This is a genomic window from Paenibacillus antarcticus (assembly GCF_001637225.1).
Classification (GTDB): Bacteria; Bacillota; Bacilli; order Paenibacillales; family Paenibacillaceae; genus Paenibacillus_AQ; species Paenibacillus_AQ antarcticus.
This window is the reverse complement of the sequence record NZ_LVJI01000016.1, coordinates 313604-325992: the sequence shown is the minus strand read 5'-3', so window position 1 is coordinate 325992 and position 12389 is coordinate 313604. Positions and strand designations below refer to the sequence as shown.

Here is a 12389-nt window from a genome sequence, read left to right as displayed (position 1 = left end):
AGGCAACACGTACAACGTATTTTTTATATATATGTTGACAAAAAAAGCTCCAACGCCACTTTAAAGTGATGTTGGAGCTTTTTTTGTCATGTTCATACCATCATTCACTACATCCTAATTTTTTGTAGCCATTGCCTTTTCTTCAGAAGAAGGTGCCTTATTCTTAAATCTAGTCACCACCAGCATACTAATAATAGAAATAACAGCCATTATGATAAAGAGAGAATGCAAACTTCCTTCAAGTATTGAACGCATACTAAGCCATAGAGACTCAGCTATATTCTTACTTTCTTCAGGAGAAAGCAACTTATTTATGTCCGCTTGAGATACGCTCTCTGTACCTGGTGTATCTTTTAACAAAGCTGCAATTTTTATATTAATCCATGAACCGAAGGCGGCTACACCAATCGTCTGACCCAAAGAGCGAATAAATGAGTTGAGGGCCGTTGAGGAACCACGTAGATTATACCCAACAGAAGACTGAGCAATAATTGTAAATACCGTCGAGGTGTATCCGAATCCGATCCCATAAATAAATGTTAGTAGTAACAAGATTATATTAGATGTCTCACTTGTCATCATGGCCATTCCTACTGCACTAGCGACAATACCGCAAACTCCGATTAACGTTGTCTTACGTGAACCTGCAGTGAGCAACATCTTCCCACCCGCAATAGAACCCAGTACCCATCCTATCGACATAGGTGCCAAAGCCAAACCTGAGAAGGTCGCATTCTTACCCAAGACACCCTGAATCCATAACGGTGTATACGTCGTAATCCCAATCAAGAGTGAACTTATAAGTAGATTAGCTACAGAGGATACTGCAATGTCACGGATTCGAAAAAGCTGAAGCGGAAGCATAGGCTCTGCGGCTTTTCTTTCCACAATAAGAAACAATGCAAGGAACACAACAGCGATGACCATACATCCAATTAATAAGGGCGAATTCCAATCATAATATTGCCCTCCCGTAGCCATTGTGAACAAAAGTGCCGTCACACCAATGGTAAATGTTAGCGCTCCCGCTACGTCTACTTTGGCTTTCCTTGTCACCGTATGTTTCGGCAAATAACGCATGATAAGCACGATAGACACTAACCCAAAGGGCACATTAAATCCAAATATCCAACGCCAGCTCCAATAATCAACAAAATAACCGCCAAGTAAGGGTCCAATTAAAGATGAGATCCCCCAGATAGAGCTAATGAGCGCTTGAACCTTGGTACGTTGTTCTAATGGATAGATATCTCCAATAATCGTAAAGGCTACAGGAACGATTGCCCCTGCACCAATCCCTTGAATCGCACGAAATATGATAAGCTGTTCCATATTCTGAGATAATCCACAGAGTAATGATCCCAAGATAAATATGATTGAGCCAACGATAAATACCGGTTTACGACCATATATATCACTGATTTTACCGAAAATCGGTGTGGTTACAGCCATCGTTAAAAGATAAGCCGTAAATATCCAGCTCATAAGTTGCATGCCACCGAAATGACTTACAATAGCTGGTCCAGCTGGTCCAGTAACGGTTCCTTCAATGGCTGACATGAATGTTGAGAGCAAAAGACCCGCTAAAATAAAATTACGTTTAATATTTACTGATGGATTCACGAATGTAATTCCTTTCTAATGTTCAGTATAGCAATACGCTTCTTGTATTCTACCGTAAATATGTCATGAATGCATGTCACTATTTGTTAATTATTTAGATGTGGACGATTAGATAGGAATGTATAATAACGATTTCGTAGCTGTCCCATTTCGTATCGGATACACAGAATCAACACTAACTTACTACGTGGATCGATACGGTTGTGACCATGATTACATATGAGCATACAGGTAATTATTGCGGCGTCTCCATATGCTCCAACAACCAATCTCTCACTAATAATGAGTACATATGTACATCGTGATATCCTTCATCCGTATGACGATAGTCCCTAAGAATACCCTCCATCTGAAAATGTTGAGTAGCAAATAGTCTACTGGCACGTTCATTTCGTGTATCTACTAGAGCCTCAATACGGTGTAGTCCCATCTCTTGGAACCCGTACTGTAATAAAAGCTCTATCGCTTCACCCATATACCCTTGTCCCCAGTAAAGACTAGATAACTCGCAACCAATTTCCCCGCGATACGCCCCTTCTAATTGCCACGTATTGAAACCGCAGCTCCCTATCCACTCCCTATTTTGTTTATTCACTATTCCCCATCTTACCCCATCCTCCGTCTCTGACAAGGCGTTCAGGAATTGAATCATCTCCGTGGCAGCATCTATGGATTCAAGCTCTGGAATACCTGAGTATTCACGAACCTCTTGTTTTGACCAGCACTCAAATAATGATCGTGAATCTTCAGCCTGCATTCTGCGTAGCTGAATTCGATTTCCCTCAAGTTGTGGAATGTTCCCGCCACAAACGAACATATGTATGAACCTCCCTGCTTATATCATGAATATAATCACTCTATCTCGTATCTTACATAATAATACCCTCATAAACAAAAAGAAAAAGAGTGCTCAGCCGTTTCCAGCTAGCACTCCTTGTTAAAATCCTATTCTTCTTCTTCTTTGTTTCTTCCACACAGCAGTATACTAATGATCATTATAAATGCAATAAGGGCAAGTAATGGAATGGTAATAAATCCGAACCAGTTCAGATAATCAAAATTACAAGGTATCCCTACAGAACACGGTGCAACCTTAGCGAATCCTGGAACCATCTGCTCCAAGTAATGAAATATGGATATACTTCCACCAATGATACTCAAAGGAAGCACATAAGAAATGATCTTTCTATCATCTTTATAGCTTGCGATACCCAACAGAATTACCTGAGGATACATAAATATCCTCTGGAACCAACAAAGCTTACAAGGCTCATACAGCATTACATCACTTAAATATAAGCTACCGCAAGTGGCTATGATAGATACAACCCAAGCTAAATATAGGGAATACGTTCTGAAGAACCCTTTAACTTTCATGGTTATTTCCCTTCTTGCCCCGCATTTTGTAATGCTATTTCATCATTGATTGCCTTTGCAAGGTCATCATAATTCATTCCTGATTTAGCTACAAATAGTTTTCCATTAATAAAGATTGAAGGCGTACTACTCACGTTGTTCTTATTCCCTATTTCCTGATGTTCATTCACTTCATCTTGATACGTCTTATCCTTAATATCCGCAGCTAGCTTATCGTAATCAATGGCGATATTCTCTTGACGAGCCAGTTCAACAAGATACTCAGGCGTAGCCCAGATGGTTGACTCATCCTTCTGATTATCATATAGAGCATGATAATACTTCCAGAATTCATCATTATTCTGATGGAATACCGACTGTGCTGCCAAAGCCGCTGTGTTGGAGTCTTTATCTGGATCAATCACTAGATAATTCATATAATGAAAAGATACGAGTCCTTTATCAACAAAATCCTTCATTAATTGCGGCTTGAAATTCTGGCTAAAAAATTGACAGGATGGACATTTATAATCTCCAAACTCTACTATTTTCACCGGTGCATCAGCCTTCCCAATAATAGGTAGACTCTCATATGAAAATGATGCCACATTTGTATCTGAACTGTCATTCGAACTCGGTCTTAATACCAGAGCTAAAATAATAAGAACAACAATACAAGCTCCAGTAATCCACATAATCCTTTGCATACGTTTGATTTTCATTTCTTTCTCCAATTTACGCATGGCGATCGCATTAGCATTTTTCTTTGGTTTCATGAATCTTTTCTAACCCCTTTCTTATAATTTAATTCAACATCTGTTGTGCTTTAATTTCGAATTCAATTACAAATTAAGCTGTCAATTCTATATCTCATACTAATCTATTGTAAAGCTATTTAACTATAACAATTATAGTAACAATCCCCGGATCAAGTCAAACCTTTATGATCCATATTCTGCAATTTATCATTAGCTCATTTACGGTCATTTCAATTATAATCTATGTATTACTAACAAATAATAGACGAGGGGTTATCCAACATGGCATTATTCCATTGTAACTTTTACTCTGAGGTTCTCGGTCTGAGTACTTCTATGACTGTGATTCTACCGCAACAGACGAGAACACAAATAGGTATGAAAAATAATAAATCAGGAGATAAACATCCTACTTTATATTTGTTACACGGACTAACGGATGACGATTCCATCTGGCTACGTCGTACTTCCATTGAACGTTATGTCGCTGAGCTTGGAATTGCTGTGGTGATGCCACAAGTTCATCTTAGTTTTTATACAGATATGGCTCAGGGAAATCGCTATTGGACTTTTATCAACGAAGAGTTACCTGAAATTGCCCGATCTTTCTTTCCACTCTCAGAAGCTAGAGAAGATAATTATGTAGCAGGTTTATCTATGGGTGGTTACGGAGCGATGAAACTTGCGCTACGCCGACCCGATCAATATGCAGCTGCTGCAAGCTTGTCTGGTGCCTTAGATATGGCTAATCATATCCATATGAACAACTCCCCTGTGAATTACACTCACATCTTTGGCGACAAGGATATCCGTGGTACAGATAATGATATTCTTCATTTACTCCAGCAGTGTGATCAAGCAGATGGCCCTAAGCCGCTTCTCTATCAATGCTGTGGAACAGAAGATTTCCTATACGAAGACAACCAAACTTTTAGAACTGCCTGTGCTCGTACCGATTTAAAGCTCACCTATGAGGAAGAACTCGGAGGGCATGACTGGGGATACTGGGATAGCAAAATACAGGACGTATTGAAATGGCTCCCACTGCGTAAGTCACTTTAATACATGAGTTCACCCAACAAACAAACCTGACGATTATATCTCGTCAGGTTTGTTTATGAGATTGAGCTTCCTTAAAGCTTCATTGAAATGATTAAGGTTCTAACTTCTCCCCGAACTTATGTAGATCAAAAGTGCCACCTTTATGTTTTTCTTTAGAGGTAATTTCCACTTGACGAGAGAGGTCACGTTGTACTATCTTTTATAATTAACCAGTGGTTAAAAGAAAGGTGGAGTGTAATGTTTCAAGCGATTCCCTACGAAGGCAACCGAAGCAGTTCATTTACAACCGTGTTAGAGCAATTAAAAGCACTTATTCATGACGAACCTAACTCCATCGCTAATCTAGCTAATGCATCATCTCTACTCAATCAATTTTTGAACGATATCAATTGGGTGGGCTTCTACCTTTATGATGGTAAGGAGCTTGTACTGGGTCCATTTCAAGGATTGCCTGCCTGTATACGTATTCCACTGAACCGTGGGGTCTGTGGTGCTGCAGCTTCAGAAAGAAAAACATTGGTGGTCGATGATGTTCATACTTTCCCCGGTCATATCGCCTGTGATGGTGCCACTAATAGTGAAATTGTAGTTCCGATTATAAAAGACGGCGAGTTGTATGGCGTCTTAGATATTGATAGTCCTCTAAAGAACAGATTTGACAGCGAAGAGCAACAATTTCTGGAGCAATTCGTAGAAATTCTAACAGCTCAACTGTCGTCCTTAGGATAATTCAACAAAAATAAGTTGCTCCTTCGGTCAAATAACTTAACGAAGGGGCAACCTCTGTATTCATGACATTAAAGCTGTTCTTTTGCAAATATCTTCATGCCATCACGAAGATATTCTGCAAGATTAGGATGATAGGAATCAAAAATATTTTTAAAGTCGAGATGACTCACATATAGTTCTCCCAAGCTTCTATAAACTTCCGCAGTCGGCTTATAGAGTCGTCCAATCGATTTGAAATGCCGATGTATGATCTGTTGTACTTCCGGGCTACTTGGTGCAAGTCCCGCTTCAATAGCTCCTTTAAGTTGTATGTTTACTCGGTCAACTTGAGCTTGAGATTCTATTTCATCTTTCCTCGTCCATTGCTCCATCTTCTTTTTACTTTCTTCCATTATATCTTCTGAACTATCTCCATATCGCTGGAGGATATCCTGTTCAAGTGGTTCATGATCATATAGTTCCGATTTCATAATAAGCTCCTTCTAATGGACAACCCCTCTATCCATTCCTGTTTTCACTATATTTCACTACCTACATACTTCCTATAAGTCTCAATTACCCACATGGCCATAATTAAAACAAAAAACTTCTCAATCTTTCCCAGGTTCCTGCGTAATCATAAGTCCATCTACGTGTCTACGTTCCATGATTCTTCTCTTCTTCCGGTTCTCTTTGGAATCGAAAATAATGCTTAAATCATAATCATCAGGATACAGTTCGCTTTTATCCAGAAATAATTGAAGTCTTTTCTTATTCACTTGGTGCTTGTGCTTCTGAATCATCACACCTACCATACCCATCGCGTCCTCCTGCTTATAGACAATTCCTGTCCTTCCGAAAGTAGTCACATAAACACTATCTCCCAATTCAAACTTAGTCGCAGGAACAGCACCCTTCTTCTTACCCTCACGATCGATCTTATCTACAACCACATGTTCCACTGAAGGCTCGACTTCAATCTTTATATCCTCAAACACCTGATCCTCCCAAGCACCAGAGACATGACTTCGCTGCTTACTGACAATTTCCTGTGATCGCTTGATGATGTCTGAGACCATACCTAGTTTCTTAGCAATCTCAATAGCATAACTCTGACCTGACTCCCCTATGGTTAAGCGATACAGCGGTTCTAAAGTCTCAACATCGAACTCCATTCTGGCATTCTCAAATCCCGCAGTTCGTGATGCAAAGCTCTTTAGTTCATTGAAATGTGTCGTAACCATCATGGAAGCACCTCGGGCGTTCAATTCTTCCAGAATCGCAATCGATAATGCCATTCCTTCTCCCGGATCGGTTCCCGCTGCCAGTTCATCAATCAGAAGTAATGTAGATCGATCCGCAGCACGTACCATATGAGTGATTCTCTGAATTTGTGCAGAGAAGGTACTCAGTGATTGTTCAATACTTTGGCCATCACCAATAACGGTCATGATATTTGAAAATACAGCGAAATTACTGCCCTGCTCCACGGGAACTAGCATTCCTGATTGTGCCATAAGTGTGAGCAACCCCACTGTTTTGAGAGCCACGGTCTTGCCACCTGTATTCGGTCCTGTAATGATAAGCGATTGATATCCCTGTCCGATCTCAACAGATAACGGAATCATTTTCTGTAGAAGCAACGGGTGCTTCGCACCTTGAACAGATATGATCCCTTTATCATTCAGCTGAACAGCCACACCTCCAATAGACCTAGCATACTTCGCTTTCGCAATAATGAAATCATATGTTCCGGTGACTTCAATATTCAGAAGTATAGCTGCAACTTCAGCTTCAAGTAACCGAGTTAATTCATACAGTACAATTCCTTCTTCTCTTGCTTCATCCGCTTCTAGCATATACATCTCAACTTGTAGATCAGAGATTTCATCTGGCTCCATATACACCGTTTGGCCGCTTGTAGATTGATCTAACACCACGCCTTTGACCTGTTTGTGATACTCCTTCTTCACTGGAATGACGTACCGTCCATTTCTCATACACACTAAGCTCTCTTGAAGAATCGATTGGTGTCTCGATAGAACATTCGCTAGCTTTTTCTGAATACGTTCTTTAATAACAACTATTTTCTTACGAACTCTCTCCAGATTCTTACTCGCTTGATCCGACACTTTACCATATTGAATACAGCGCTCAATTTCTCTTCTCACTTTCAAAAGATCGTCTAATGAAGAAGCATACGTACTAATGACAGGCGCAATATGCCCCTTACCCGCCATATACTTCTTCAACTGGCTGCAACTATTGAGAAAGGTGTACATCGCCATAAGATCCTGTTCCGTGAACATGTATCCTGTATTCAGCAAGGAAACGACATAATCTACTCCCTCTAAAGAAGGTAATGGGATACTGGCTCCCTTCTCAATCATTGCCGTCGCTTCATCTGTCTCCTCCATTGCACGTTGAATTACCCTTATCTGATCCATGGGATGAAGCTCTATAACCCGCTTTCTTCCTGCATACGATACCGCATATGCCATGACACTTTCCTTCATCCTGTCATACTCCAACATACTTAAAGTTGCTTTATCCATGATATTCATGTTCCTCCTTCAATTTTTGAATAACAAAAAAAGAGGGCAAAGAATAGACGAGTGTCGTCATTCTTTGCCCTCAAATCCAGTTGTTCTTTTCTCATGTAAACGCAAAAAATCGTGCTCCAAGAGCACGACCGCGTATAGTATGATTGAGACGTCTCCCCACTATTTAAGAAGTGAGGAACTCCCATTCATCCTATATTTACAAAGAAATAAACAGCCAAAGGCGCCGTTTGATGCTTCGCGTGTTCTTAACTATTCCAAGACTGTTATACAGACATAAGCAAATAAATCCGCTCTCTCAAGCGAAATTTCCTTATCGTACATGCAGTCCATATGGAGTTTTATTAGTTAAGAACAAACCTCGTCATCAAAATCGCTCCCCTTTGGGTTAGGATGAAACTACTTTAACAATTATCCCATCAATAGTCAATGGGCTGATGGCCGCTTCAACACAAAGACCCCATCTTGCTGAAGTTGGACGATTCCCCTCACGTGAGGGACCTTGGAACTGAAAGGTGCTTAAGTTGTTTTAGTCATAATCGATGTCCACTCCTACAATGATTTATATAACTATTCCTTTACTGAACCAACGACAAGTCCTGACGCGAAGTATTTCTGGAGGAAAGGATATACGACCAGTATAGGTAGTGCTCCTATGAATATCTGCGCCGATTTTACCGTCTTGGTCGAGATAAGCTCCATCTCTTTGGGACTAATGCTCATCGAGCTCATATCTCTTTGAATAATGACTGTCTGCAGAAAAGTAGCTAGCGGATAATCCTTAGCATTATTAAGGTACAGCAGACCATCAAACCAGGAATTCCATTGTGTTACCATACTAAATAGCGCAAGTGTTGCGATAGCTGGTAAAGATACTGGTAAATAGATGCTGAACATGACTCGGAAATGTCCTGCACCATCGATTAAAGCTGCCTCTTCAAGTTCTTTAGGAACACCTCGAAAGAAGTTAAGAAGTAGAATCGTCAGATATACATTCACTGCACCAGGTAGAACGAGTACCCAGAACGAATCCATTAGACCTATTTTCTGAATAACCATATAGAATGGAACGAGTCCTCCACTGAAGATCATCGTAAAAACAAATAACCACGAGTATATATTTCTTCCTTTGAAAGCGGAATTCTCCTTAGATAGAGGATAGGCTGCTAGAAAAGCTAGTACTAGCGTTAGCCCTGTTCCAATCACCGTTCTTTTAATCGATACCCAAATGGAATGTAGGAAGATCGGGTTATTCATCGTCTTTTTATAAGATTCTAATGTAAAATCAATAGGCCACAATCCTACAAGATTCCCATCCGCAGCAGCCTTTGAGCTAAATGATACTGCTAATACATGAACAAGTGGAATGATACATAGCAGAGCAATAATGAGCATCAAACAAATGTTAAATACATTAAATATACGGTAGGATAATGTTTTATGATACATGTAGTTCTCCCCTTCCTTTAGAAGATTCTGTAGTTGGCCCATTTATAGGCTAATCGATAAGAAATTAGAATTAAGATCATGCTAATGACCGACTTGAAGAGGCCAACAGCGGTTCCGAATCCCATCTCGCCATTCAATATCGCTGTCCGATATACAAAGGTATCAATGATATCACCCTTCTCGTAGACCAAGGAATTGTATAAGTTGAAAATTTGGTCGAATCCCGCATTGAGGACATTTCCAAGTGCGAGCGTACCTACAACGATTGCAATAGGAATGATAGAAGGAATCGTGATGTGAAGTGTTTGTTTAAACCGGCTGGCCCCGTCAACCTCAGCTGCCTCATAAAGTGTAGGATTAATGTTAGCTAAGGCTGCTAGGAACACCACCGTACCGAATCCGAACTCTTTCCATATATCCGAAACGACGACCGTAAATCTAAACCAATCTCCGTTACCTAAGAAGAAGATCGGCTCTATTCCAACTACACCCAAAGCCCGATTGACAATCCCACCATCTGTGGAAAGAATATCAATTAAGATTCCGCCCAAGATAACCCATGACAGGAAATGTGGAAGGTATACTAACGTCTGTACGAAACGCTTGAAAACCATCTTACGAAGCTCATTTAGCAATATAGAGAATACAAATGGAACACCTAAATTAAACATCAACTTGAACACCGCGATAATAAGTGTATTCCATATGACCTGCAAACTATCTTCCCTTTCAAACAAATAGCGAAAGTTATCTAATCCAACCCATTCGGATCCCGTTAGACCGAGCCATGGTTTGTAATTCTGAAATGCCATCACCACTCCTCCCATGGGAATGAAGTTGAAAATGACCAGAAATACAAGCGAAGGCAACAGCATTAGATGGAATTTCCAATCCTTTTTTAAAGTTCTCATAATCTCGCCCCTTACACATTTCTATTGTGGATGTTTGAGTGTCTGTATACCTGAATTATAGCAACCCAGATTTAGAGGGAGTAGCTAACAAAAGCAATATAAATGGTACGATTTTAACCTCTTTGTTTCTGCGAGTATGCCATAAACGCCAAGCATCCCAGAACCACTCGTTCGTGGTCTGGGATGCTTGGTGTAAGCTATTTATTTTACCGTGTCATACCATTCATTCACTTCTTGTGTGATGGCATCTCCACCTGAAGCTTTCCATGTTTCTACAAACTTATCGAAAGAATCTACCGGCTTCTCACCGTAAATAATTTCGTTAAACGCTTGGCTTTCAATTTTGTTCAGATAATCCATCTTCGATTTCATTGTCTTCGTTGTGGGACCTGTAAACATATTCTTCATCGAAATACTGTCTTGCTCCAATATTACCTTAGCTGCAGCTGGTGTCTCCGTTCCATAGTTATTCTTCGCTTCTAATTCAAGCTTCGTTTTAGCTTCACCACCATTTGCAAGATTCAGAAGTGCTTTCATCTGTGCATCCGGAATACGTGCTCCATCACGAACAAGCAGGTATCGAATACTATTCACGTAACCACCTGGGATATCATCCAAGTGAAGTACTTTACCACTGGCATCAATATCATAGTCATACCCTTTGAATACTCCATTATCAAATTCACTGCCTACTTGAGGATCAGCCAAATTATTAAACATATAGTTCTGATAAGTAAATACTGCTTCTGGGTTCTTCATTTTCTTGTTGATCAATACGACACCATTCGTGTACTTCGTTCCATGTCGTCCCGCTTTACCATCTGCGCCTGTCGGAATCGCGATAGGCTTCCATACAGCATCCTTCACATTCTTCACTGTATCCACTAGAGGCCATCCACTCATCCAATAAGGACCTGGAAGAATTCCTGCTTTACCTGCGACAGCAGGATCCGCAGCCTTGTTCTCATCCCACAATGCTGCTTCTTTAGGAATATACCCTTTCGTAAACCATTCTTTTAATTTCTCTAGGGCTTGTTTACTGCCCGCTTGAGTTGAACCATACTCAAGCTTACCATCTGCACCGACATTCCATTGTTGCGGAATCGTGCCGTATGCTCCGAATATCCATGATGGATCTGCCATCCAAGTATTCATCTTGTTCTTGAATCCTATGCTAAGCGGTATAACCTCACTCGGAGCAAGTCCATCTGGATTTTTGTTCTTAAATGCATCCATAACAATTTCTAGTTCAGCTAGCGTCTTCGGAGCTTCTAATCCTAATTTATCTAACCAGTCTTGACGAATCCAAAGTAAATAATCATGGTTATAGGCATAATCAAGTACCGGAATTCCCATCTTCTTACCATCACGAAGGTATGGGTCCCATACATGATTATCGAGTTCAACAGCCTTCTTCCATGTATCTGATGCATATTGATCAAACAGCGATCCTACTTCTCTAAATAAACCTGAATCAATCAAGTCTTGCGCTAACTGTTCGTCACCTATGGTTACAACATCTGGCATTTCTTGTCCTGAGGACATCGCAAGTCTCATCTTCGTTGCAAATGCATTATTCGTATCTGTAACAGACCACAAGGACTTCAATTCAATACCGAGGGTATCCTTAGCCCATTGTGTGGCTACGTTTTTCTCTATCGTCTCGTTATTCTTAAATCTAAGTTCAGGATCTACTCCCCATACCGTAGTAATACTAATAGGTGGATCGTATTTATCTTTGTATGCGTTCTCAGAAGTTGTCGTCTCAATAGGTGCCGTACCTTGAGCATTCTCTTTATTACCCGAACTACCTGAACAGCCTGCTACAATACCTACTACCGTCATCATACAGATAGATAGCAACAAGCTTTTTTTGGATCCTGTTCTCATATTAATCCCCCTTTTATTTCTTGGTGAAAATATTAACTACAACTTTAATTATAGGGGGCTATCTGTCATCA

At 40.3% G+C, this 12389-nt stretch carries 11 protein-coding genes; 2 read left to right on the top strand and 9 right to left on the bottom strand.

Features of this window, described 5'->3' with window-relative positions:
• Positions 1 to 114 precede the first annotated feature (114 nt).
• From PBAT_RS12915 to PBAT_RS12900, 4 genes are all read right to left on the bottom strand, one after another.
• Complete coding sequence (locus PBAT_RS12915; RefSeq protein WP_420848767.1) at positions 115 to 1623, bottom strand: MDR family MFS transporter; 1509 nt, start codon at positions 1621 to 1623, stop codon at positions 115 to 117.
• Between the two features lie 235 nt (positions 1624 to 1858).
• The gene (locus PBAT_RS12910; RefSeq protein ID WP_068650156.1) at positions 1859 to 2440 is read right to left on the bottom strand and encodes a GNAT family N-acetyltransferase; all 582 of its coding nucleotides are present in this window, start codon (positions 2438 to 2440) and stop codon (positions 1859 to 1861) included.
• A 128-nt stretch (positions 2441 to 2568) separates the two neighbouring features.
• Positions 2569 to 3000, bottom strand: coding sequence for a disulfide oxidoreductase (locus tag PBAT_RS12905; RefSeq protein WP_068650154.1), 432 nt, complete (start codon positions 2998 to 3000; stop codon positions 2569 to 2571).
• Between the two features lie 2 nt (positions 3001 to 3002).
• The gene (locus PBAT_RS12900) at positions 3003 to 3755 is read right to left on the bottom strand and encodes a DsbA family protein (protein WP_068650152.1); all 753 of its coding nucleotides are present in this window, start codon (positions 3753 to 3755) and stop codon (positions 3003 to 3005) included.
• Positions 3756 to 4019: 264 nt separating this feature from the next.
• On the opposite strand from PBAT_RS12900, the gene PBAT_RS12895 reads away from it, so the two are divergent.
• A complete protein-coding gene (locus tag PBAT_RS12895) occupies positions 4020 to 4799 on the top strand; it encodes an alpha/beta hydrolase (RefSeq protein ID WP_068650150.1) in 780 nt (259 codons plus the stop codon).
• 237 nt (positions 4800 to 5036) lie between these two features.
• Positions 5037 to 5528 (top strand): GAF domain-containing protein, encoded by a 492-nt coding sequence (locus tag PBAT_RS12890; RefSeq protein ID WP_068650149.1) that lies wholly within the window; start codon positions 5037 to 5039, stop codon positions 5526 to 5528.
• 68 nt (positions 5529 to 5596) lie between these two features.
• Here the strand turns inward: PBAT_RS12890 and PBAT_RS12885 are convergent, their stop codons facing one another.
• From PBAT_RS12885 to PBAT_RS12865, 5 genes are all read right to left on the bottom strand, one after another.
• The gene (locus PBAT_RS12885; RefSeq protein ID WP_068650148.1) at positions 5597 to 5998 is read right to left on the bottom strand and encodes a TipAS antibiotic-recognition domain-containing protein; all 402 of its coding nucleotides are present in this window, start codon (positions 5996 to 5998) and stop codon (positions 5597 to 5599) included.
• A 120-nt stretch (positions 5999 to 6118) separates the two neighbouring features.
• Entirely contained in the window at positions 6119 to 8062 is a 1944-nt protein-coding gene (locus PBAT_RS12880; protein WP_068650147.1) for an endonuclease MutS2, read from the bottom strand.
• Positions 8063 to 8638: 576 nt separating this feature from the next.
• The gene (locus PBAT_RS12875; protein WP_068650146.1) at positions 8639 to 9517 is read right to left on the bottom strand and encodes a carbohydrate ABC transporter permease; all 879 of its coding nucleotides are present in this window, start codon (positions 9515 to 9517) and stop codon (positions 8639 to 8641) included.
• Positions 9518 to 9534: 17 nt separating this feature from the next.
• Positions 9535 to 10428 carry an ABC transporter permease gene (locus PBAT_RS12870; RefSeq protein ID WP_068650140.1) on the bottom strand — a complete coding sequence of 298 codons (894 nt, stop codon included), beginning with the start codon at positions 10426 to 10428 and terminating at the stop codon, positions 9535 to 9537.
• A gap of 201 nt (positions 10429 to 10629) precedes the next feature.
• Complete coding sequence (locus tag PBAT_RS12865; protein WP_068650139.1) at positions 10630 to 12318, bottom strand: type 2 periplasmic-binding domain-containing protein; 1689 nt, start codon at positions 12316 to 12318, stop codon at positions 10630 to 10632.
• Positions 12319 to 12389: the final 71 nt, after the last annotated feature.

What these genes read in the sequence shown, in the direction of transcription:
- PBAT_RS12870 (WP_068650140.1), bottom strand. Translation starts at nt 10,428, where the DNA reads ATGAGAACTTTAAAAAAGGATTGGAAATTCCATCTAATGCTGTTGCCT.
- PBAT_RS12895 (WP_068650150.1), top strand. Translation starts at nt 4,020, where the DNA reads ATGGCATTATTCCATTGTAACTTTTACTCTGAGGTTCTCGGTCTGAGT.
- PBAT_RS12900 (WP_068650152.1), bottom strand. Translation starts at nt 3,755, where the DNA reads ATGAAACCAAAGAAAAATGCTAATGCGATCGCCATGCGTAAATTGGAG.
- PBAT_RS12890 (WP_068650149.1), top strand. Translation starts at nt 5,037, where the DNA reads ATGTTTCAAGCGATTCCCTACGAAGGCAACCGAAGCAGTTCATTTACA.
- PBAT_RS12875 (WP_068650146.1), bottom strand. Translation starts at nt 9,517, where the DNA reads ATGTATCATAAAACATTATCCTACCGTATATTTAATGTATTTAACATT.
- PBAT_RS12865 (WP_068650139.1), bottom strand. Translation starts at nt 12,318, where the DNA reads ATGAGAACAGGATCCAAAAAAAGCTTGTTGCTATCTATCTGTATGATG.
- PBAT_RS12885 (WP_068650148.1), bottom strand. Translation starts at nt 5,998, where the DNA reads ATGAAATCGGAACTATATGATCATGAACCACTTGAACAGGATATCCTC.
- PBAT_RS12910 (WP_068650156.1), bottom strand. Translation starts at nt 2,440, where the DNA reads ATGTTCGTTTGTGGCGGGAACATTCCACAACTTGAGGGAAATCGAATT.
- PBAT_RS12905 (WP_068650154.1), bottom strand. Translation starts at nt 3,000, where the DNA reads ATGAAAGTTAAAGGGTTCTTCAGAACGTATTCCCTATATTTAGCTTGG.
- PBAT_RS12880 (WP_068650147.1), bottom strand. Translation starts at nt 8,062, where the DNA reads ATGGATAAAGCAACTTTAAGTATGTTGGAGTATGACAGGATGAAGGAA.